This window comes from Marinomonas sp. MED121, from assembly GCF_000153025.1.
Lineage (GTDB): Bacteria > Pseudomonadota > Gammaproteobacteria > Pseudomonadales > Marinomonadaceae > Marinomonas.
In genome coordinates this window covers 385,329-408,501 of record NZ_CH672432.1, presented here as the reverse complement: position 1 = coordinate 408,501, position 23,173 = coordinate 385,329, and the positions used below count along the sequence as shown (strand labels likewise).

Sequence of the window (23,173 nt, the reverse complement as noted above, 5' to 3'; positions counted from 1 at the left end):
TCCGCAATGTGTTGATCATTACACTGATCAAATGAGTATTGGTTAGCGGTTTTTGAAGTCTGATGGATTGCTGAATAAGGGGGTTAGGAGGGTAAATACTGCTTTGGGTTTTTGGGGTAAAACTTTTCTTCAGCGCACTCATTTAAGCTAAATTCACGTGTGTTCTTGTAAGGCATCTTCATAAAACCGGATACACCAAGACCACTGATTTCTGGAATAGCTTTAACAATTCTATCTAAGGCATTCGCAAAAGCGGCTTCTTGCTCGGGTTCCAATAGCACATAGTAACTGTGCACTTTTAAGTGTGTGGGTAAGGCTTCAAAAATAATCAGACCTGTATGTCTTATGGTATTTAAGAAGGCAATTTCACGCATGATAGACTCTGGTAGATTAAGTAATTCATCTGGGTCTTGTCCATCTTCAAAGTAAGAGTGGTTACGGCTTTGATCTTCCTTAAGAGGGGTGTGTGTCACATCAAAGGGTATCTTCATCTGTTTGTCAGGGCGAAAAGGCTGCGCTTCGCTGTCACGATTAATATGTTGTGTGTTCTTTGCATTAAACATACAGCATTTAAAAACACCATCTCTGTGTATGGTTTGAGCCAGTGCCACAATGTTATTGACGGCGGTAATAAATGGCTGACGTAATGACTCATCTTTAAGGTGTAAACTTGAATCGATATAAAGGTGCTTTTCATCCCAGCGAATGGCTAAGCCGCCAACAACAGGGTATTTGCCTAAACGACTGATTGCCCCAAGAAAAGCGCGTTCCGTGTGACCCATACCATGCATAAAGTTCTTGTAATACTTTTCAAGTTCAACGTCATCGACTTCTGCCAAGAGATAATGATCTAGGTTACCTTCTTTTAAAAAGCTTTTGCGCGAGCTATATACCACGGTCTCCATATCGGTAGCTTCATTAAAACTCCAAATAGGGATCAAAGGTTTTTCTTCTTCACAAGGTAACTCGGGCATGACTAGGCGCTTCATGTTATCTATTTGCTTAAATAAATAATCACCTGCGGTTTGTCTTTGTTTAAGGTCGCCTGATAAAAGCGTCTGTAAGCAAATGGCGAACTCTTTAGGCAAGCCTAACGAAGTCACTGGAATGGCATCATAGCCATAACGACAACTTTGACCGGAGGCGAGGGCGTATAAGGTACCAGCCGCCCCTTGTTCGTCAAATCTAGGAGAGCTTAAACCGCCGTTTAATTGCTCTTCACCTATAAAATAGACATCTCCGAGTTTGGCATTAGTTTGCTGTAAGTCCTCACTTAAAAAGCTGAATTGTTGATGTCCAACTGCTTGACCATCAACGTCTAATTGGGCAAATACACTGGAGCCCCAATCAATTAATTTAATCTCTTCGTTTTCATCATCAAACACTATATTAGAAGGCTTGATATCCCCATGGACAATGGGCGCTTCTAGATCTTCTTGTTTGGCTGATCGTAGGGATTTTAAAATATCAATTAACTGAGCCGCGATTTTAATAATGAGTCTAGGGGAAAGACGACCGTATTTTACCGAGTAGGCTTCAAGATCCATGCCTGTGGCTCTTTCCATCATGAGCACCGATTGGCGTGAAATTTTTGTGTATTCGCTGACTGCAGGAATCAAGGGGTGAATGACTTGGGATTGCATCCAAGCTTCATCCTCTAATCTATCTTGGACATGCTGGGGGAGGTTAATGCGTGAAAACTTAAATACGTAATCTGTTTTGTCATCAGCTTGTGCGCCAAAGACAAAGCCATACGCCCCTTTACCTATAAATTCGATACCAGAGAAGCCCAACAAGGTGAGCTGATCAATACATAATTGAACCCAATCTTTTATTTTCTGAGCGTCTTCATGGCTCATTAAATAAATAGATTGTTCTTCGTTAATATAAAATTGCTGTAATAAAGGGCGCGTCATGGCGTCGCTTTTGTATCCTATCGTGTGCTATCTCAGGTGAGAAAGCATGGTTACAGGGTTTTCTAAATAGGCCTTCCAGTGATTGCAGAAGCGCGCCATGGTTGCTCCATCAATCACCCTATGGTCTCCTGACCAACTAATTTGCATCACCTTACGCGCTTCAACATTTCCTTTATCATCAAACCTAGGTAGGGTTTGTACTCTTCCTAGCGCCACGATAGCGACTTCAGGTTTGCTAATAATGGGTGTAGCAACCGTGCCGCCAATGACGCCAATATTAGAAATAGTGATCGTCCCTTCTTTCATTTCATGGTTTTTAAGCTTACCCTGGCGTGCCATATCAGCTAAACGGTTCACTTCTTGGCAAACTTCAAATAGTGAGAGAGATTGTACATTTTTAACATTAGGGACAAGCAAACCTAATGGCGTATCTGCTGCCATACCAATGTTAATGTCACTTAAATAAGTGATTTCAGTACAATCATGATTCACCCGACTATTAAGCTCAGGGAAATGAGGAATGGTTAAAGCCAAAGCTTTCATTAAAAATGGCATCATACTGAGTTTTGCTCCTTGGTCTGCAAAACTCGTTTTTAGTTCTTGGCGAAGGGCGTCAAGCTTGGTGACATCAATTTCTTCTGCATAAGTAAAATGTGGAATGCTTGAGACCGATTCCATCATTTGTTTTGCCATTACTGCACGAACCCCTTTTATAGCTTCTACTTTATCAGTACGTTTATCAGGGACAATAGAAAGCGTTTGTTGATGGTTCTCGGATGCGATATTTTGAGCAAAGTTATCAAGGTCTTGTTTCATTACGCGACCATTCTTACCAGAGCCTTTTACTTGGCTTAGCTCGACATTATTCTCTCTTGCAAGACGCCTTACCGCTGGGCTAGCGATGGCTTTACCTGGTGCTAAAGCACTGATGCTAGGGGCTTCAGTAGTTAAGTTTTCAGGTGTAATGCTCATATCAGAGTTTGCTACAAGCTTATTCTCTTCCTGGTTTTGGGTGACGTCCTGTATCGCTTGGTTTTCATCTGCAACTTCAATTTCAAAAAGGGGATGATGCACTTTAGCAATCTCACCCTTTTTATAATAAAGTTTACTAATCGTGCCGGTATGCATTGAGGTAATTTCAACAAGGGCTTTATCCGTCATCACATCTGCAACAGATTGGTCTTCAGTTACCGCCATACCCTCACTGACGTGCCAATCAACAAGCTCACACTCAACAATGCCTTCACCGATATCCGGTAGAATAAAATCAATTTTCATAAGGTTCTCCTGATAATAGTGTTAGAAGTTAACGCTGCTTTTGATCGCTTCGTAGGTTTTAAGGTGATCTGGCATGTATTCTTTTTCTAGCGCCAGTGGGAAGGGGGTATCTAGCCCTGTCACTCTTACAATGGGGCTTTCTAGATAAAGGAAACATTCCTCTTGTATTGCAGCGGCAATTTCAGCACCAAAACCACTTGTTTTAGGGGCCTCATGGTTGATAATAAGCCTGCCTGTTTTAGTCACAGATTGAGCAACTAACTCTCTGTCCCAAGGGAGCAAACTTCTCAGATCAATTATTTCGCAAGAAATGCCTTCTTTCTCTGCCATTTCGGCGGCTTTTTCTATTGTTTCCACTTGTGCTCCCCAAGCAAGCAAGGTGACATCGCTTCCTTGTTTAACAATCTCTCCTTTGCCTAATGGAATTTCATAGTCATGATCTGGCACTTCACCCGTTGAAGCGCGATAAAGCTTTTTAGGCTCAAAGAAAATAACCGGATTTTTATCTCTTATTGACGCAAGTAATAAGCCTTTCGCTTGTTCTGGGTTTCGAGGTACCACGACTTTTAGGCCCGGTGTGTGGGTGAAGTAAGCCTCTGGAGATTGTGAGTGATAGAGGCCGCCATGAATGCCACCGCCATAAGGTGTTCTTATGGTAAGACTGCCAACATTAAACTCATTACCTGAGCGGTATCTAAATTTTGCGGCTTCATTCACGATCTGGTCAAAGGCAGGGAAGATATAGTCTGCAAATTGAATTTCAGCGATTGCTGTCATGCCTTGAGACGCAACGCCATTGGCAAAGCCTATGATGCCTTGCTCTGTGAGAGGGGTGTTGAAGCAGCGAGATTTCCCGTGTTTTTCTTGCAATTGGCTGGTGGCTCGAAAAACACCACCAAAGTGGCCAACGTCTTCGCCAAAACATAGGGCTTTGTCGTCCGCTGTCATGGCGGTATCAAGTGCATTATTAATGGCTTGTAACAGGTTCATATTACTCATCGTTAAATCTCCAAGATGTGGTTTTATACGCATCCGGATATTTACGGATATGTTGCTCAAGTTCCTTATGCTGTTCTTCTAAATGCCAAGGAAGCGTGTCGTATACATCATTGAATAATTCGTCGAGAGCCGGTGCTGGGACCTTTTCGCCTTTTTTCATCGCCTTAACCACACTCGTACGATGGACCTCTTGACGAGCCGCTTCTTGCTCTTCATCCCACCATGCTTGTTTGATTAGCCATTGTTTGAAACGCAGAACTGGGCATTTAGCACGCCAAGTATCTTCTTCTGACTTATTGCGGTAACCACTTGGATCATCGGAACTAGAATGTGCACCCAAACGATAGGTCATGGCTTCAATCAGTACTGGCTGGTTTTGCTCAACGGCAAGCTTACGCGCTTCTTGGGTCGCTTTTAAAACCGCAAGAACATCATTACCATCTACTCGAATTGTTTTAAGGCCTAAGGCTACACCACGAGGTGCAATACCATCCCCTGCAAATTGCTCGTGGGCAGGTGTCGAAATAGCATAGCCGTTATTTCGGCAAAAGAAGATAGATGGGGTTTTAAGTACGCCAGCCATATTTAACGCGGCGTGAAAATCACCCTCGGAGGCGGCACCATCACCAAAATAACAAATGACACAATTGGCTTTGTTCTGTGCTTTTAGAGCATAAGCATAGCCTGTCGCTTGTGGCAGTTGCGTCGCTAAAGGTGATGACACTGTCATATAGTGTAACTTGTTAGAGCCATAATGAATGGGCATTTGGCGTCCTTTGCCATAGTCCTTTTCATTGGAGAAAATTTGGTTCATGAATTCATCTGGCTCAAAGCCACGAAAGGCGAGAGCGCCTTGTTCGCGATATTGGGCCATGATCATGTCTTCATCATGTAAGGCGGCAGCGCTGCCAATATCAGCCGCTTCTTCACCTGTTTCAGTCATGTAAAAGCTGATGCGACCTTGGCGTTGAGAAGCCAACATGCGTTCGTCTAGAGCACGAACAAATAGAAAGGTATCGTAGATTTTTAGCGCTAATGTCTGATCAATTTCGGGCATTTGTGCATCTGGGTAGAGGGTACCATCATCTTGAAGTATACGTAGGGTTGGTATATTCAAAGATGAGTTATCAGAAAATTCAGGGCAATGCACGATCTGCGCATCCGTTTTGCGATTATCACTCATAGTTGACCTTCTTGTTTTTATTGTATGACTAACGATTGTGTCGGTAGCATGGGTAGAGTGTTGGGATCGCCAAATTCTCTACCCCGTGACTTTAATACCGAAACACTAGTCGTGTAAAGATCTGAACCAAGAAGAATGTGTAAAAGAGTGTTGCAGTATTACTAGGTTTAAATATAGACCCTAATAGGCGCAACTGATTAAGCTTTATAAAGTTTTTTTACAGGGATAGGGTGTTTATTAGAAGAAATAGGGCGCTTTTAGTATTTTTATAAAAAATTAATCCTAGGTTATTACTAAAAAACGACTGATGAAATGAGTGCTTGTTTGTCTCATAAAGTAAAAAATAAACCTGATTCAGTCGCACTTTAAATGAAAATTAGCTTTCAAACGCATGGTCTAAACCATTGTAGATAATAGGCTTGCCAGTCTCACTGATAGAGGCGCCTACTATTTTCGCTTTCAGCATCAGGCTATCATCATCGGCGCGAAACACTTCTTGGAAAAAATCAAATTTAAAGCGAGATTGTCTAGAGATGCGTGTGGTGACATAAAACCTATCACCACTTTTAAGAGAGCGTTTAAAATCAAGCTCAGCACGAATAACAACTAAATGAATACCTTCTTTGGTTAGTTTGGCAAAATCAACATTGTTAGCCAGTAAAAACTGATGGCGAGCGTGCTCAATATAATTTTGATAAACCGCGTTGTTGACTATGCCTTGTAAATCGCACTCATAATCTCTAACGTCAAATTGAGTGATATGAGATTCTCTCATATAAAAATCCTTCTGATCCTGATCCGAATTGGGCGTAAGTTAATGTGAGACCGTGCTGTTACGGCCCATTTTCTTGGCTTCTTTAAGGTGTTTTTTGGCTCTTGCAAGAAGACTGTCCGCACTTTCATCCCCAAGACTCGTCGCCACACCAATTGAAACTGTAAAGCGACAAAGGACTTTCTTCGTTTCCTTATGCCTTAAGGTTTGTCCTTCGATGTGTGATCTCAGTTTTTCTGCAAATTGACTGCTAAAGCCAAGCGTTGCCTCGTTCATTAAAATAGCAAAGGTGCCACCATTGACTCTGGCAATGAGGGTGTTCTCAAATTTTTTGCCTTTTAAAAAATTGGCAAGAAAGCGTATGAGTTGATTACCCACTTGTTTGCCGTGATCCTTGTTGATTTTATCTAGGTGGTCTATATCAAGTAGAAAAAGTGAGAGATCATCTTCAGCACCTGGTAGCCATGAAAAGATATGACGTTCTAACCCCTTTTGATTATGCAGTTTTGTCACTGGGTCGAGTTCAACATCACTTTTAGCATCTTCTAAGGCTTTCTTTAACTCGGCCATTTCAGCTTGAGCCTCGTTAAGTTTAGCTAAAAACTTTTCAGATTCTTGGCTCGCTTTTTCTGTGCCTTTTTCAAGATATGACACCACTTTTTCAAGTTGTTTATCGCCTTTACTGGATTTAAGAACTTTTTGACTGTTTTTTAAAACATGATTAAGGTCTTTGATGCTTTTTTCCATTTCTTGCGAGCTTGTGCCAACGGTAGAAATGATTTTTTCAATTTGAGTTTTTTTATCGTCATCAAATTTCTTGTCATCATCTGCAACAAATTCATGGAAAAATTCTTTTGCTAAAAAATGTGGTATGCCACCCAGTTTTCGAATTGTTTGGTCAACAAGGGTGTTTAATTGAGTATCGCGGTTGGAAACATAATGGTACCAAACACCATAGTTGTATGGCGTTGGAGGAATATTCAGTTTAACCATCAAGGGTACAGCTTTCCGCAGCAAACGTGACGCTTGTATTGGATTGTCTTGATGCATTTAAGCGTTTCCTCTTGGGTATACGTGTATCGACTTTCCATCCTGATGAAATCGAATATAAAAATGAATTATGTTCATAAGCGGTTGGTTTTTACAAAGAACAATATAACTGATTGATTGAAGATAACTTGTTCTTATTGATTACACGGCTAGTGTATCGACTTTAGGCGTAAAAACTTTAGTAATTTATAGTAACTTTATCCTTTGGTTTAGTAACACTTAACCGCCAGACTTTTTAGCTTGAATCCCTTTTTTGGCTAGGGCTTGAATCAATTTATCTCTATGATCACCTTGAATTTCTATACAAGCGTTTTTGACTGCGCCACCCGTACCACATAAGGCTTTTAGCTCTTTTGCCATGGCTTTAAGTTCTTTCTCGGTGACCGCTAAACCAGTAATGACGGAGACGCCTTTACCCTTTCTGCCTTTTGTATCTAACATGACTCTAACTTTACCGTCGCCTACAATAGCATTCATATCTTTACAAATACAGTTATCTTCATGCTGTTCACATTTTTCGCACATTTGTGCTTTATCTGTTGAGTAAACGAGATTACGTTTTTTCATAACTTCCTTTGCTGGTCCTGATTTTCGGGAGTATTGTAACATTGTCTTTATGGACTTTAGTTAATTGCATCGAAATTTTTAGGTTTAATTCGATAAGTATTTACAAAGTGCCTAAACTTAGTGACAACAAGTTTACAATTGAATTAAAAAAGGCAAGGAGGCCTTCGTAAAATCTGTTTATAAAACCAGATGATCACAATCGGTCCATATTATGAAGTCTCTTTTTTATACGCGCGTGGCAATACCCAGTGATGTTGAAAATATCTTAACCTTTGAGCAAGAGAATAAAGAGTGGTTTCTGAATTATTTGCCACAAAGCTACTTAGACAAAATGAGCTTAGAATTTATTCGAAATCAGATAAGTCATCAAAAGCAAAAAAAGCATTATTTAATTTACACGCATTCTGGTTTGTTGATAGGCCGCTTTAATCTGTATTTTTTAGATGATGAGCGTAAGCATGTTGAGGTTATGTATCGTATTGATCGTAAATGGGTTGGGAAGGGGATTGCGAGTTATATATTAAAGCGACTTGTTGCTTATTGGGCATCCTCAGGTGTTGAGCAGGTTTTTGCAACAACCCTAAAATCTAACCTGGCCAGTAATAGATTGCTTATCAGCGCCGGATTTCATTTAAGCAAAGAAATTAGTCAGCCCATTTTAATTCGCGGAGTAAGTAAGGAAGCGATTGAATATGTTTGGTCTATTGATAGCTAAATTTTTCGTTAGTTGAATCAATAAATGAGGGGAGAAAGACCTCTAGAATGAGGTCTATGAAACCTTAACTTAAGCACATTGAAATATGAGGGCTTATTGCTGTTCTCCTTAGGGTCTAGTGTGACTTTTAAGGTAGTCTAGCGTCTGCTTAAAGCCATCAGGTAAACTTGCTTTACAATCTAGTTGATGCCCTGTCACCGGATGCTTAAAGGCCAGCGTTTTAGCGTGCAGCATTAGCCTTTGTTCTAATCCCAAACGTCTAAATAGCTTATTATGATGGCGACAACCATAGCGGGTGTCGCCAATTAAAGGAAACCTTATGTGTTTGAAGTGTCTTCGGATTTGATGTTTTCGACCTTGTTCTGTTTTGACCTCAACTAAACAACAGCGGGTTGTATCATATTTACTTACTGCTTGATTAAGAACAAAGCCCTCGATTTTTTTATAATGTGTCACCGCCTCTTTCTCTGTTCCTTCAATTTTAAAGCGAGACTTACCTTTGTTCTCATTGAGCTTAGCTAAAGGGTAATCTATCGTACCCCTTGACTCAGTATGACCTCTCACTAAACAAAGATAATACTTTTCTACCTGAGATTGACTGAATTGCTCGGCTAAAAGCTTCGCTGTATTGGCATCAAAGGCTAAAACTAACGCGCCTGAAGTGCCTCTATCGAGTCTATGTACAGGATATACCCATTTATTTAATTGCGCATTTAGCCTTTGTACAACCGCATCCGTTTCTTGGCTAGCAAGTTGTGTCCTGTGAACCAGTAAGCCTGAAGGCTTATTGATTACGACAAGGTAATCATCTTGATAAAGAATTTCTAATAAAGAGTCGCTCATAAATGGGTAGGGTTATTTAACCTTATTCACAAAGTCATTAAGTTGTTGGATGCAGGTATTAGCGAGGGTTTGCATTGAATTGTGGCTCGCCCAAGCAATATGCGGGGTTAAAATAAAGTTAGGCTCTTGGCTAAGTGATTGTAAAAGGTGGTTGTTAGGCATGGGTTCTATGCTAGCAACATCAAAGCCTGCGCCTGCTATTTGCTTGGTTCGAATTGCGTTTGCCAGAGCATTTTCTTCTACTAAACCGCCACGTCCTGTATTAATTAAGACGCAATTCGGTTTCATTTTAGTAAACGCTGCGGCATCAATCATGTGCTGGTTTTCAGGGGTTAAAGGGCAGTGGAAACTGATGACATCAGCAAGCTTTAGGGCTTTATCAAAGGCAATATATCCCTCTCTTATCTGGCTCGCGCCTTTTCGTTCACTAAAATAACATTGCATACCAAATGCGGTTGCAATTTTTGCGACTTGTTTACCCAAGGCTCCTTTGCCAAAAATAACCAAATTTGACCCAGCAAGGTCAGTAATGGGGTAATCATGAAAGCAAAAATGCGCTGATTGTCCCCAATCTCCTTTTTGAACCGCTTGCTGATAAGAAATAAGGTTTCGCTTTAGCGCTAGTAAAAGGCTAAAAGTATGCTCTGGCACGCTATTTATAGAGTAACCAGATACATTTTTAACGGTAATATTATGTGCTTTACAGTAATCTAAATCGACATTGTTGGTGCCTGTGGCAGTGACCAATATCAAACTTAATGTGTGACATTTTGATAGGCTCGTTTGAGTTAACTGCACTTTATTCACTAAAATTACATCAGCATTTTGTATTCTATCTTCGACTTGCTCCGCTAAAGTATTGTCATATTCGGTGACAGTAATATCACTTGGATAATTAAAACTAATGCTATCTGGGAAGCTAGCTCGGTCCAAAAATACAGCTTTCATACTATTTCCTTAATTTAGTTAAGAAGTGACAAGACTTTAGGCATAATGTTTTTTAATACTTGGGTTTGGCCTTGGGCATTTGGATGTAAACCGTCATTGAGCATAAGGTCTTGATTAAGCGCAACATTATCAAGCATAAAAGGAACAAGTGGAATCTCTTCTTGCTCTGCAATATCTTGAAACAGTGTGAAAAAAGCATTGGCATATCGACGGCCATAATTAGGTGGAATCTGATTGCCAATCAGCAAGACTTTGGCACCAGCTTGTTTGCTGTCAGTGATCATTTTAATTAGGTTGTTTTTAGTGGTCTTTAGCGGGTAGCCACGAAGGGCATCATTTGCACCTAATTCTAAAATGACAATGTTTGGGGCTTCTTTTAGTAAAGGGGCTAATCGAGAGACGCCACCTTGGGTCGTTTCGCCACTAATGCTGGCATTTATGATATTAATATTAGTATCTTGTTGTTTTATATGTGACTCGAGCAAGTGTACCCAGCCTTTCTCGATGGGAAGTTGATAAGCAGCGCTTAAGCTATCACCCATGACTAAAATGGTGGTGGCTTGGCTGTTTGATAGAAAAAAAGAACAGAAAAGTGTAAGGCACAATCGTATTAAGCTAGACATTATTTTCGCCAATTTTTAAGAGTAAAGTTGATTTATGAGTGATTCAAAGGCAATTGCAATTCGAACAGAAAATTTGGTTCACACCGTCAACACAAGTGCGGGTGATCTTTCTATATTGAAAGGAATTGATATGGAAATCAAGGAGGGTGAGTCAGTTGCAATTGTCGGTGCATCCGGTTCTGGTAAATCGACGTTGCTTGGCTTGATTGCTGGTTTGGATGTGTGTTCTCAAGGTGAAGCTTATATTTATGATGCCGCTTTATCTCGCTTAGATGAAGAGCAAAGAGCCAAGTTAAGGGGGCAATATGTAGGGTTTGTATTTCAATCTTTTCATTTGCTGCCAAGTTTAAGTGCGCTAGAGAATGTCATGTTGCCGGCAGAGTTAAGTGGTGATCTAAAAGCCAGAGAAAAAGCAGAAGGTTTTTTAAAACAAGTCGGTTTGTCCCATAGGGTGGGACATTACCCGAGGCAACTTTCAGGGGGCGAACAGCAAAGGGTCGCCATTGCAAGAGCCTTTGCATCCGCGCCTAAGATCTTATTCGCTGATGAGCCAACGGGGAACTTAGACGCAGAGACGGGTAACGTAATCAGTGATTTAATTTTTGATCTGAACCGTTCTTTAGGTACAACCTTGGTGATGGTGACTCACGATGCAACCTTAGCAAAACGATGCGAACGTCAACTCATTATGAGCGCAGGTCGCTTAAGTGAGGCAGAATGAAACTTGCTCTAAAACTCTTATTCAGAGAGTTACGCAATGGCGATGTCATGACTCTGGCTTTGGCCATGGTGTTATCTGTTGCCACTGTGACCGGTATTAGCCTGTTTATTGATCGACTGCAAGCGTCTTTTGAATTGCAATCGGCTACCTTATTAGCGGCTGATGGGGTAGTGCGTAGCTCAAAAAAATTGCCAAATGAGTGGCAACTGAAGGCGGATGAAAGTGGTTTAAACACGGCTAACAGAGCTTGGTTTTCTACCATGGTTTTTACCGAGGCAGGTTTACAATTATCGCAAGTCAGCGCGGTCACCAAAGCCTATCCATTGCGTGGCGAATACCTTATCGATACGCAGCTATTTGGAACAGGCTTTGTTTCTGATAGAGGGCCGGCAGCAGGAGAGGTTTGGGTTTCGTCTCGATTGGCAAGTTTGCTTGAGGTTGAGATTGGCGATGATATTCAAATAGGTGAGGCTGATTTTCGTGTTACTTCTTATCTAGTTCGAGACCCAGGTTCAAGTGCAAGTGCGTTTGCGATTGCACCAAGGGCGGTAATTAATTGGCAAGACCTTGATAAAACACAGGTCATTCAGCCTGGTAGTCGGGTCAGGTATGCCTTGTTGATGGCAGGTGATGCGGATCTATTGCAGGAGATGCAAGAATGGGTCACGCCAAAATTAAATGAAAATCAACAGTGGCGTAGTCCAAGAGCGGGTGGAAGAGGCATTGGCGCAACGATCAACAGAGCAGAATCTTTCTTATTGTTAGCCGGCACCTTAGCCGTTGTAATGGCTGGCGTGGCTATGGCCCTAGCGTCAAATCGATATGTTAAAAGGCATCTTGCCCAAGTGGCTGTGATGAAAACCTTAGGGGCAACACCTAAAAAAATCGCGTCAATTTTAACTTGGCAATTAGTGTCGATTTTTATTTTTGGTTCTTTAGTCGGCCTGTTATTGGGTTGGAGTGTGCAAGCATTTATTGCTTACTCACTAGAGGCGTTATTATCTACCGCATTACCAGAGCCTGGATTAGGCAAAATTTGGCTGGGTGTGCTAACAGGGTTTACATCTTTAGTGGCGTTTTGTTTACCGCTGATGACGAGGCTTCTGACGGTTTCTCCTTTAAGCGTATTGCAACCTATGGGTCGTCTTGAAGGAAAAACCTTATTACTTTATGTCTTTGGCTTTATTGGCATGTTTGCCTTGATGGTGATTTATACAAAAGGATTTTTGTTGCCGATATTGATGGTGCTGAGTATCTTAATTGTCTCCGTCTTAGTGGCGGGCATTGGCTTTGTTTTATTTAAGTTAGGCCGACAGTTTACTTCAGGGGCGACAAGTGGCTGGCAAATTGGCTTGGCAGCCCTGCATCGTCGTTTGCAATCTAATTTATTCCAGCTTTTGGTGTTTACCCTCATCATTATGTTGGTGCTGATTCTAACTGGTGTACGAAGTAATTTGATTTCAGATTGGCAGTCTCAGTTGCCTGAAGGGGCTGCTAATCATTATTTATTCAATATTCAACAAGAGGATGTTGCTCGGCTACAAGGCATGATGTCTACACTTGAAATAGAAGAGTCTGACTGGTATCCCATGGTGCTTGGTCGAGTCACTCAAATAAATCAAAAAGGAGCCGATGAGCTTTTTGGTAAGGGGAAAGAAAAACCAGAAATGATGTCGAGGGAGTTGAATTTAACTTGGACTGACACATTAGGGGTTGATAATGAAATCCTTGAAGGGGTGTTTAACCCCTTAGAAAATGGCTTTTCGATTGAATCAAAGGCGGCAGAAGAAGCGAATGTTGAGTTGGGTGATGAGATCACCCTGCTTATTGGTGGCCGTGAATATACTCAAAAAGTGACGTCAATTAGGCGGGTGGATTGGAGTTCGATGAGGCCAAATTTCTACCTCATTTTACCTAAAACTATCTTGTCAGATTTTCCAACAAATTATATTACCAGCGTGCATGTTGCTAATGAGCATAAACAGGCTTTTTATCAGGGGATGTCTGACTATCCGACCGTGTCTTTATTAAATGTTGGAGATTTAATTGGGCAGATACAATTGATCATTGCTCAAGTGTCTCAGGCAATTCAACTCTTGCTTGGTTTTATTGTCGCTTCGGGTGCTTTGGTATTAGTGGCAAGCATTAGGGCTAGCTTAGATGAAAGACTTGAAGAAGGTGCGCTATTAAGAACACTGGGTGCCAGTAAAAGTTTAATACAGCAGGCTATGCTGGTTGAATTTGGCTTTTTAGGTGTTTTTGCAGGCTTTATTGCCGCGCTTGCTGCTGAGGCGTGTTTATTTGGCTTGCAGGTTTACTTATTCGAACTAAGTGCAAGCTTCCATCCTATGTTATGGTTATTAGGCCCTGTTTTAGGCTTTGTTATTGTTACTAGCATTGGTTTATTTGCTGGACGTTCAGTGCTAAAAGTCGCCCCTATGAGGATGTTGCAAGCTTTATAAAGTATGCCTGATCTAATTGAGTTAGATGGCTATATTCTTACCCGACAGAGTAAGGATATAGCCTATAAAATTGAAACCGCTTATTGGGTCAAAACCAATACGACTTGTTTAAAAGTGGTTCCTGCAAAGCAGCAATGTATCTTTTTTGTTGACCACACAGCTATGTCGCTTTTACAAGATCTTCCTTGTATCCAAGTGATTCAACACCAGTATCATTCATTTTACGATGAGTCCTTAGTACTGCTTAGTTGTGATAGTCTTCAGGTTCAATCTCAAGTGACACGTTTGTTAGAGCGTCATGGTTTTGTTTATTACGAGCATGATGTTAGACCCGAAGACAGGTACATCATGGAACGAGGGATACGTGGCGCAGTAAAAGTACAAGGTCAATTGTCTGAAGATAAAAAAACATTAGAACAAGCTCGTATGATGCCAACGGACTTCTCACCAAGTTGGCATGTTTGGTCTCTTGATATTGAAACCTCAGTGTCTAGAAACACTATTTTATCTATTGCCGTGGTTAGCGAAGCGCTTGAAATGTGTTTTATGGTGTCTAAAAAGCCACTTAATGATGTAAGAGTGACGTGTTTTGATGATGAAAAAAGCCTCTTACTTGCGTTTATGAAATTCACTAAACAAGCCTCACCTGACATCATTATTGGTTGGAATGTGATTGGGTTTGATTTAAATTTTATTGATCAAAGGTGTCAAGCATTTGGTTTAAAGCCAGCCTTTGGTATCAATGGGGCAAGCTGGAATGTACGAGGGAGGGATGGTTCTGCTAAGCGCTTTATCAGTATCCCAGGTAGGGCGGTGCTAGATGGAATTGATCTCCTTAAAGTAGCTGGCTATCATTTTGAATCTTATAGTCTTGAAAATGTGAGTCGTGAAATACTGGCAGATGGAAAATTACTGCATGGCAGTCAGCGTTGGCAAGAAATAGAAAGGTTATATGAACAAGAGCCGTTAGCCTTTGTTGAATATAATTTGCAAGATTGTTGGCTGGTATGGCGTATTTTTAAAAAGCTCAAACTGATTGAACTACAGCAAACAAGGGTCGATTTAACGGGTATACCTTTGTCCCAGACGGGGGGCTCAGTACAAGCGTTTGAAAATCAATACTTACCTTTATTGCATAAACTAAATATCGCAGCCCCCAATTATTCTAAAGATGATTTTATAGCAAGCCCTGGCGGCTTTGTAATGTCCTCAAAACCAGGACTTTATAAAAATGTCTTGGTGTTTGATTTTAAAAGTCTGTATCCCAGTATTATTCGTACATTTTTAATTGATCCATTCGCTAGGGTTAAGCCGTCTGATCGGCGAGTCGAGGGCTTTTTAGGCGCGAGTTATGATAAAGATTCAGGGATCTTGCCCGATTTAATCAGTGAATTAGCCCAGGCAAGGGAGCAGGCTAAGCAAGAAGATAATCAGATATTAAGTTACGCCATTAAAATTATCATGAACTCATTTTATGGTGTTTTAGGCTCAAACCTATGCCGCTTTTATCATCCTGAACTGGCTAGTTCCATTACAATGCGCGGTCATCAAATTCTAAATTTGACGAAAGCCTGGTTTGAAGAGGCGCAAGCAGAGGTCATCTATGGTGATACGGATTCTCTGTTTGTTGTGTTTGAAGACCCAGGACTAAGTGACGCTAAAATAAGAGATAAAGGCAAGCAGCTATGCTCTGAAATTAACCAAAAGTGGAAAACTTGGTGTTTGCAAACCTATCAAGTTGATTGTTATTTAGAGTTGGAATTTGAGCGTATGTACAATCGCTTTTTTATGCCAACTATTAGAGGGCAGGCAGAAGGAAGCAAAAAACGTTATGCGGGTTTAGCAGAAGGAGAGCTGATCTTTAAGGGTTTGGAGGCGGTGAGAAGTGATTGGACCCCTTTTGCAAGACATTTTCAAAAAGCCTTATTTGAAAAGCTATTCAATGATGAATCACCTGAGGCTTTTATCAAAGAAATAGTAGAAGCCTTATATCAAGGTAAGTTTAACGAGCAGCTGGTTTATCAAAAGCGACTTTCTCGACCGCTAAGTGAATACACTAAAGTCACTCCCCCCCATGTAAGAGCGGCACGCATCGCCGATCAAAGGCGAATGGCGTTGGGTGTTAAGCCTGAATTTGATCAGGGCAGGCAAAGTGTTCAATATTTCTACTCAACTCAAGGGGTTGAGCCCTACACGGATAGTAAAGATTTAAATAACCTTGATTACGATCATTATTTAGAAAAGCAAATAGAACCCATTGCTGACAGTGTGCTTAATCTATTTGGTACTAACTTAACTCAGATTACGTCAAAGCAGTTAGGCTTGTTATAAGTGCTTAGAAAACAAACAAAGAAACGTGTTGATGCAAGATGTGAGAGGGGTTTTACGTCAAAATCAGATAAAAAGATTGATTAAGCCTTTAAATTTAAGATAGATTGCATTGCAGGTAATTGCTTGGTGACAATGGAATGACATTTGCTAACGTAAGGGTTGCGATTTTAGCTGGTATCTTATTTGCTGTACTTTTTTTTGTATGGTCTCTAAATGAGCATAGAATTAATAAATCTAATATTGACTATGCCATTGATTATCAAGTGTATATTTCAGATGATGATTTAAGTCTTAATGATATCATTGCTCTTCCTGTCAATGATTGGCATTCTCCCACACAAAGCTCAGACGCCCTTTCTTTTGGCTATTCACGATCCAGTTACTGGATTAAATTACCTTTATTCGGACGTATAAAGCCTGGCCAATTTCTTGTTATCAATTACCCGCTGTTAGATGAAATAGATTTTTATCAAGTTGCCGCTAATCAGGTTGTTCGCCATGAGAAAACAGGCGATGCACGGCCATTTGATAATCGGCGGGTAAAGGTTTCCAACTTTGCATTTGCATTAGCTGATGATGTAGATGAGTCAAATATTTATTTAAGAATTAAAAGTAGCGGCACCCTTAAAGTACCGCTGTATTTTGAACAATATGAAGACTTGATTGAAGACGAGGCCGCTGAAACCTTATATACGGGCGCTTTTTCAGGTTATATGGGGCTTATGATCCTGATGAGCCTGATTATTGTTGCGATTAATTCTGATAAGAACTATCTGCTTTATGGCATCTATATCCTCGCCAATTTAGGGCTAACGTTAAATCTGCATGGTTTGTTATTTCGCTGGATTTGGCCCTCAGCCCCAGAGTGGAATCAAGTCTCTACCAATTTGTTTTCCTATACCTTGATTTACTTTCAGCTCGTGTTTGTGTGTAGCTATATCAAGCTTGAAAATGGTTATGTGAAAATTGCCTCTGATGTTCTAAAAATGGCGGCCATGGTAGGTTTGATGATTTCACTTATCCCACAGTGGTATATGCCATTAAGCAAGATTAGTGGCGTTTTTATTCTTTTTGCCAACTTCTTTTGTTTTTATCTCGCCGTGGGTTATTGGTTTAATAACAAAAGCCAGCTAAAAGGAGAAATGTATTTTGCATTAGCTTGGCTGGTAATGGCTTTAGGTGTCAGTGTGGTTGTGCTTGGTGTCTATGGTGTGCTTCCTTCTACGCCCTTAGTAAATAATGCCAATATGATTGCTTCTGTGTTGGAGATATTCTTTTTATCGACGGCAATGATTTGTCGTTTTGAAAGTGAGCGTCAAGCGCGAATTTTGGCGACATTAAAAAGTCATAAGGAGGCTGAGCAAAGAGTGCACGTTGAAAAGCATATGCTGTTTCAAGCGACTCATGATCCTGTCTCTCACTTACCGAAAAAGGATGTTCTACTAACGAATTGGCCAAAATTAAGTGCAGACATTCCTGCTGATTATTGTACAAGTGCTGTTTTAATTCATTTTGAGGGCTATTACGCTCAAGTGCTTTCATTTGGACAGCAAGTTGCTGAATCCATGGTGCATGAACTGCATGACAGAATAAGGCGCTTGTTAGGGAATAAGTCTCAGTATCTTAAGTTGGATTATCAATGGAGTCAGGACAGGGCGGTTGTATTAGATTCATTGGACTTATGTCTTATTCTCATTACACCAAATGATTACGATATTAGTGATGAGCTAAATTGGCTGCATACGAGCCTGAGTGGGCCGTTTAAATATGAGAGCTTATTCTTAGATATAGACTTAACAATTGGGGTAAGTAAACTGCACGACCTCGAAAAAGTTGACCGTGTAATAAGGCGTGCGCAAGTTGCTTCCAAAGAAGCATCACAAAGACGTCTTAAAGTGTTACATTACCATAATAAATTAGGCCAAGATCCTGAATTAACAGGCATTATTATGTCCAAGTTAAAGATGGCGTTAGATGATGACAGTTTAGAGCTTGCCTTTCAGCCACAAATCAATACCCACACAGGGGAGTTGTTTGGGGTGGAGGCACTTGTTAGGTGGCATGATGAGGAGTTAGGCTGGATACCGCCAGATTTGTTTGTCCCTATTGCTGAACAGTGTCGTTTGATAACCGCATTAACCGCATTTGTGGTACGTGAGTCTTGTGCTTTTTATCAGAGGAATTACAAAAATACAGGGCAGGAGTTACCGATATCGATAAATTTATCTGCAAGAAATCTGTCAGATGAATTTTTGATACAAGAAGTCTCTCGTATTATTGAAGAATATCAAGTTCCACCAAGGTTAGTAACGTTCGAAGTTACTGAAACTGCTATAATTGGTGATATAGAAAAAAGCCGTAATGCTCTTGAAGACTTGTTGGATTTGGGAGTTAAAATGGCGCTGGATGACTTTGGAACGGGTTATTCATCTTTAGTGTATCTTAAAGAATTGCCTTTTACTGAATTGAAGATCGATAAAGGATTTTTAGTTAAGGATGACAAGGCTCAACACAATGCAAGTCTAGTTGAGGCGGCGGTATTGCTGGGTAAGACTTTGAATATGGAAGTCATTGCTGAAGGGGTTGAAAGCTTGGAAATGGCGAAACAACTTGCAGGTTATGGTTGCCAATTATGTCAGGGGTTTTATTTCGCAAAACCAATGTCAGAGACAGACTTTAGATTGTGGTACAAAGGATATGACAATAAACGGAATATTATTGGAACAAAACATGAAATCACCTATGAAACGTGAATTAACCCTAGATAGATTACGTATGTCTGCGCAAACTATGATCTTGCAATCTAACTGGAGCGAGGTTGGTGTACAGGACATAGCAAAATTAGCAAACGTCAGTATAGGTACTTTTTACAACTATTTTGATAGTAAAGATGCTGCGTTAGACGATCTTAAAAAGGTGTTGAGTGACGTACTTTACCATGATTTAGAAGCGCTCTTAAAAGTTGAGATGGATCCGGTTTCTCAACTAACGCTGCTGATTAAGTATTTCTTTGAGTTGGCGAACTCAAAGGCGGTTTGGGCTCAATATATTTTAGGCGGAACTGAGTTTTCTGATCGTCTTGAACCTGGGGTTGACCAGTTATTATCCCCCATAATGCAAGCAGGCAAAGCAAAAGGCCTGTTTTCTATTGATGTTGACGAGGTAGTCGTTAACTTTGTTGAAAAAGGTATGTTTGGCTTGTTAAGGCAGGCATTAGAAAATCAAGAGCAAGGTCAAGAGATTGCTGTAAGCTGTTCTGAACTTGTATTAAGATTGGTGGGTGTACCACCAACGATAGCAAAAGAAGCGGCCCAAAGAGTATGTCCTTGTACACCACTTTATACTTTGCCAGTCTCTGTGCTATCGCTCAATCAAACTAAAAACGATTATGCATGAAGACAAACCTGACGTTTTTTTATATGGCACTTTAGGGTGCCATTTATGTGATGAAGCCATGATATTGGGAAAGTCGTCTCTTCCTAGTGGTGTGATTATTAATAAAGTTGATATTGTTGAAGATGAAACACTTCTTAGCAGTATGGCAACTAGAATACCTGTGATGAAAATGGGCGATGTTGAGCTTAATTGGCCATTTGAAAGGCAAGATATTCAGCGAGTTTGGCGACAGAAAGCATCAAAACGACGCTATTTACGCTAAAGTGATTTGCCTTCTTTATGGTTTAATGAGTGCCAATGCCTTTTATTGCAAAAAGGCGTTGTGTGTTCTCAATGCTTAATTGAATTAGCTCGCTTTCTTCTATCTCTGCAAAAAAAGCCGCTTGTTTTATGATATGAGGTAAAAACTTAGGGTGATTTTTTTTTGGTCTAGGTCGGATATCTCTTGGTAAAAGATAAGGGGCATCTGTTTCCATTAAAATGCGATCTTTTGGAATGTATTTGATCGCTTCTTGAAGCTCTTGCCCCCTTCTTTCGTCACATATCCAACCAGTGATGCCAATATAAAGACCAATGTCTAAGTAGCGTTTAAGCGTTTCCTTACTGGCTGTGAAGCAGTGTAGAACACCAGGTACGTTTTTATCAAAGTGCTCGTTTAATATGCCTAATAGTGAATCTTCTGCGTCTCTTTCATGTAAATACAGGGGCGAGGAAAGCGTTTTTGATAGCGCAATTTGATCATGAAAAGCCTTTATTTGATTGACTTGCGTGGAGTAGTTGCGATTGAAGTCGAGCCCTGTCTCACCAATCGCTACCACTTTATTGGATTGTTGGAATAGGGTCTTTATCTTAGTGGCAGAGTCTGCTTGCCAAGAATCTGCATGATGAGGGTGGCAACCTAGCGTGTGATAAATGCCTTTATATTGGTTTGAAAGCTGAGTGATTTGAATGCTCTCTTCAAGGTCAGAAGCGATGGCAATTATGTTTTCTACACCATTCTCTTGCCACTGAAATTGGTTTGACTCTAGTTCTTTTAAAAGTGACGGATGAGTTAAATTTACGCCAATATCAATCATATATACTGCAACTCTTTAGCTTGTTTTATGCTCTCTATGTACATGTCCCGCATGCGGGCTTTATCTAAATTCACTTTTGAAAGTGCTTGAAGAGGCAGGTCATCCCATTGACCTCTCTCGTACTGCTGTACGACTTTTAATGTATTCCCTAGAGGGCCTTTAAATTTGCTTAAGGCTTGTACTAAATTGTCGTTAAGTGGGATGTCGTTTAATAGCTTCTCAATAGGTTCTCCAAAGAAGGAAGGCAAATATGAGAACAAACCAACAATAAAGGCATGGGGCTCGTTTGGGTAGAGTGTCTTTGCTAGCTGTTGACAAAAGATCGCCCGGGTTAATGCCATTTGACATAGGCAGTCGGGTTTTCCATCGATGGAATTGAAAATCGCCATGCTGAACCACTTCATCACGTCCCTAAGGCCAATTACCTCAAGGGCCCTCTGAACACTTGAAACCTGAAAGTTTTGGTAGCTAGGAGCTCTTTTGGTTAGTTTGATGACTTTATAAGCAAGCGTAGCGTCTTTTTCAATGATGCTTGCCAGCTCAAAAATGTTGCTGTTGCTTTCATTTATTTTGGCAAGAAACTCAATGACGAGTGCTTTATATAGGTGTGCTTTTTTACCATGCACATCTTCTTTTGCCGTATGAAAATTGCCTGAGAAAAGTGAAATTTTAGGGATTTGCTGGGCAGCATCATTGTGTTGGCTCAGGTTTATTTGGCTCGCCAACAAGCAGGCATCTTTATAAAATGGATCTTCAAGTAATTTAATCGTGTTACGTATGCCCATTTCTTTAAGATTAAATTTTATGTAGCTAATAAAGGGCATTATTTCTAAGGGGACTGAGTCTGGTTTTGCATTAATTAGGCCTAATTTATAACCGTCTTCGTGCATAAGAGAGATATGTTCGATTAAACTGTCAGGAAAAGGTGACGGGGCCTTAAAAAATAGCACATAATTGTCCAGCGAAAATGCGGGTGGTTTTAGTAAAACGTCAATGCTAATGTCAATGAATGCTTTGGTATTATTCGTTACAATGTCAAGATCAAGATCCGTGATTAAGGAGTGTAATAAGCTGTTGCTGCTTTCTATGTCAGAATGCTTATTGTCAGGATACAGTATCGAATAGGCCTCAATATGCCCTTGTCTATTTAAAATTGCTTGTCGTGCAAGTAGCACGGTTGATTCTGGCATGAAAAAATCTCAAAAAAAGTGGTCATTAACTAAATTAATACTGTAACAGCTTACGCAATTCAATATCATGTTTATAATAAACACAATGCTAGATTTAATAACTTTGGAGTAACGCATGGCGGGAATGTTAGAAGCCGTAGATCAGAGGACGCAACTGGTAGGGGAAAATAGACTCGAGTTATTGATGTTTCGCCTCAACGGAATGCAACTTTTTGCAATCAACGTGTTTAAAGTGCAAGAAGTTGTTCAATTACCAAAATTAAACCTCATGCCACAACGTCATCCATCTGTGGGTGGGGTGACCCATTTTCGTGGTAAAACCATTCCGGTTATTGATTTATCCCAAGCAATTGGCTTGCGCCCGCTTTCAGGCGAACAAACCTGTAACTTAATCGTGTCTGAATACAACAACTCTATTCAAGGGTTTATGGTGGGGGAAGTAGACCGCATTATTAATATGAACTGGAATGAAATTTTGCCTCCACCTGATGGAGTGGGCCGTCAAAACTACTTAACAGCGATCACTAAGGTAAATGAGCGGATTGTTGAAATTATTGATGTTGAAAAAGTTCTGGCTGAAATTTCTCCCTATAACAGCCGTATTAGTGATGAAGTTATTGATCAGGACTTATTGTCTTTGGCTAAAGGTTTGGAAGTCTTGGTTGTTGATGACTCTTCGGTCGGCCTGCACCAGTGTCAAACGACCTTAGACTCACTTGGTATTAAGGTGCACACAGCAACAGATGGTAAAAAAGGCCTTGAAATGCTCAAAAAGTGGGCTGCTAATAATGAAGATGTCCCTAACAAATTGTTAATGATGATTACAGATGCTGAAATGCCTGAAATGGATGGCTATCGACTTACAAAAGAAGTGCGGGATGATCCTAGGCTCAAAGACCTTTATATTGTTCTACACACATCTTTAAGTGGTAGTTTTAATAAAGCAATGGTTCAAAAAGTGGGCTGTGATGATTACTTGTCAAAATTCCAGCCTGATAAGCTGGCTACCATAGTGCAAGACCGTATTCGTGATGTAGTGAGTCGAGATTAAATCTTTATATAAAATTGTTTGAAAATAAGGCAGCTTTCGCTGCCTTATTTTT

The 23,173-nt window shown here is 40.5% G+C and carries 20 protein-coding genes; 8 read left to right on the top strand and 12 right to left on the bottom strand.

Annotation, left to right across the window (positions count from 1 at the left end):
• Positions 1-83: 83 nt before the first annotated feature.
• The 7 genes from MED121_RS17125 to MED121_RS17095 form a co-directional block, all read right to left on the bottom strand.
• A complete protein-coding gene (locus MED121_RS17125) occupies positions 84-1,916 on the bottom strand; it encodes a phosphotransferase (protein WP_009835006.1) in 1,833 nt (610 codons plus the stop codon).
• A gap of 27 nt (positions 1,917-1,943) precedes the next feature.
• Positions 1,944-3,194 carry a 2-oxo acid dehydrogenase subunit E2 gene (locus tag MED121_RS17120; protein WP_009835005.1) on the bottom strand — a complete coding sequence of 417 codons (1,251 nt, stop codon included), beginning with the start codon at positions 3,192-3,194 and terminating at the stop codon, positions 1,944-1,946.
• A gap of 21 nt (positions 3,195-3,215) precedes the next feature.
• Positions 3,216-4,193 (bottom strand): alpha-ketoacid dehydrogenase subunit beta, encoded by a 978-nt coding sequence (locus MED121_RS17115; protein WP_009835004.1) that lies wholly within the window; start codon positions 4,191-4,193, stop codon positions 3,216-3,218.
• Entirely contained in the window at positions 4,186-5,376 is a 1,191-nt protein-coding gene (locus MED121_RS17110; RefSeq protein WP_009835003.1) for a thiamine pyrophosphate-dependent dehydrogenase E1 component subunit alpha, read from the bottom strand. The genes MED121_RS17115 and MED121_RS17110 overlap by 8 nt, the downstream gene beginning before the upstream one ends.
• A gap of 376 nt (positions 5,377-5,752) precedes the next feature.
• A complete protein-coding gene (locus tag MED121_RS17105; protein WP_009835002.1) occupies positions 5,753-6,151 on the bottom strand; it encodes an acyl-CoA thioesterase in 399 nt (132 codons plus the stop codon).
• A gap of 39 nt (positions 6,152-6,190) precedes the next feature.
• Positions 6,191-7,198 carry a GGDEF domain-containing protein gene (locus MED121_RS17100; protein ID WP_036180975.1) on the bottom strand — a complete coding sequence of 336 codons (1,008 nt, stop codon included), beginning with the start codon at positions 7,196-7,198 and terminating at the stop codon, positions 6,191-6,193.
• 219 nt (positions 7,199-7,417) lie between these two features.
• Complete coding sequence (locus tag MED121_RS17095) at positions 7,418-7,765, bottom strand: hypothetical protein (protein WP_009835000.1); 348 nt, start codon at positions 7,763-7,765, stop codon at positions 7,418-7,420.
• 211 nt (positions 7,766-7,976) lie between these two features.
• Between MED121_RS17095 and MED121_RS17090 the strand changes: the two genes are divergently transcribed.
• A complete protein-coding gene (locus MED121_RS17090) occupies positions 7,977-8,480 on the top strand; it encodes a GNAT family N-acetyltransferase (RefSeq protein WP_009834999.1) in 504 nt (167 codons plus the stop codon).
• A 108-nt stretch (positions 8,481-8,588) separates the two neighbouring features.
• Here MED121_RS17090 and MED121_RS17085 read toward each other — a convergent pair whose 3' ends face one another.
• The 3 genes from MED121_RS17085 to MED121_RS17075 are packed head-to-tail and all read right to left on the bottom strand — an operon-like array spanning position 8,589 to position 10,894.
• Complete coding sequence (locus MED121_RS17085) at positions 8,589-9,323, bottom strand: pseudouridine synthase (RefSeq protein WP_009834998.1); 735 nt, start codon at positions 9,321-9,323, stop codon at positions 8,589-8,591.
• 12 nt (positions 9,324-9,335) lie between these two features.
• Entirely contained in the window at positions 9,336-10,271 is a 936-nt protein-coding gene (locus MED121_RS17080; protein WP_009834997.1) for a D-2-hydroxyacid dehydrogenase, read from the bottom strand.
• Between the two features lie 14 nt (positions 10,272-10,285).
• The gene (locus MED121_RS17075; RefSeq protein ID WP_050764609.1) at positions 10,286-10,894 is read right to left on the bottom strand and encodes an arylesterase; all 609 of its coding nucleotides are present in this window, start codon (positions 10,892-10,894) and stop codon (positions 10,286-10,288) included.
• 34 nt (positions 10,895-10,928) lie between these two features.
• On the opposite strand from MED121_RS17075, the gene MED121_RS17070 reads away from it, so the two are divergent.
• The 6 genes from MED121_RS17070 (at position 10,929) to MED121_RS17045 (ending at position 20,066) form a co-directional block, all read left to right on the top strand.
• The gene (locus tag MED121_RS17070) at positions 10,929-11,615 is read left to right on the top strand and encodes an ABC transporter ATP-binding protein (RefSeq protein WP_009834994.1); all 687 of its coding nucleotides are present in this window, start codon (positions 10,929-10,931) and stop codon (positions 11,613-11,615) included.
• Positions 11,612-14,077: an FtsX-like permease family protein gene (locus MED121_RS17065; RefSeq protein WP_009834993.1), complete on the top strand. Its 2,466-nt coding sequence runs from the start codon at positions 11,612-11,614 to the stop codon at positions 14,075-14,077. Before MED121_RS17070 ends, MED121_RS17065 begins: the two co-directional genes overlap by 4 nt.
• 3 nt (positions 14,078-14,080) lie before the next feature.
• Complete coding sequence (locus tag MED121_RS17060; protein ID WP_009834992.1) at positions 14,081-16,408, top strand: DNA polymerase II; 2,328 nt, start codon at positions 14,081-14,083, stop codon at positions 16,406-16,408.
• Positions 16,409-16,545: 137 nt separating this feature from the next.
• Positions 16,546-19,161: an EAL domain-containing protein gene (locus tag MED121_RS17055; protein ID WP_009834991.1), complete on the top strand. Its 2,616-nt coding sequence runs from the start codon at positions 16,546-16,548 to the stop codon at positions 19,159-19,161.
• Positions 19,139-19,804: a TetR/AcrR family transcriptional regulator gene (locus MED121_RS17050; protein WP_009834990.1), complete on the top strand. Its 666-nt coding sequence runs from the start codon at positions 19,139-19,141 to the stop codon at positions 19,802-19,804. The genes MED121_RS17055 and MED121_RS17050 overlap by 23 nt, the downstream gene beginning before the upstream one ends.
• Positions 19,797-20,066 carry a glutaredoxin family protein gene (locus tag MED121_RS17045; RefSeq protein ID WP_009834989.1) on the top strand — a complete coding sequence of 90 codons (270 nt, stop codon included), beginning with the start codon at positions 19,797-19,799 and terminating at the stop codon, positions 20,064-20,066. The genes MED121_RS17050 and MED121_RS17045 overlap by 8 nt, the downstream gene beginning before the upstream one ends.
• A gap of 22 nt (positions 20,067-20,088) precedes the next feature.
• Here MED121_RS17045 and MED121_RS17040 read toward each other — a convergent pair whose 3' ends face one another.
• Positions 20,089-20,880 (bottom strand): TatD family hydrolase, encoded by a 792-nt coding sequence (locus MED121_RS17040; protein ID WP_009834988.1) that lies wholly within the window; start codon positions 20,878-20,880, stop codon positions 20,089-20,091.
• Positions 20,877-22,070: an HDOD domain-containing protein gene (locus tag MED121_RS17035; protein ID WP_009834987.1), complete on the bottom strand. Its 1,194-nt coding sequence runs from the start codon at positions 22,068-22,070 to the stop codon at positions 20,877-20,879. Before MED121_RS17035 ends, MED121_RS17040 begins: the two co-directional genes overlap by 4 nt.
• A gap of 115 nt (positions 22,071-22,185) precedes the next feature.
• On the opposite strand from MED121_RS17035, the gene MED121_RS17030 reads away from it, so the two are divergent.
• Positions 22,186-23,121: a chemotaxis protein CheV gene (locus MED121_RS17030; protein ID WP_009834986.1), complete on the top strand. Its 936-nt coding sequence runs from the start codon at positions 22,186-22,188 to the stop codon at positions 23,119-23,121.
• Positions 23,122-23,173 lie beyond the last annotated feature (52 nt).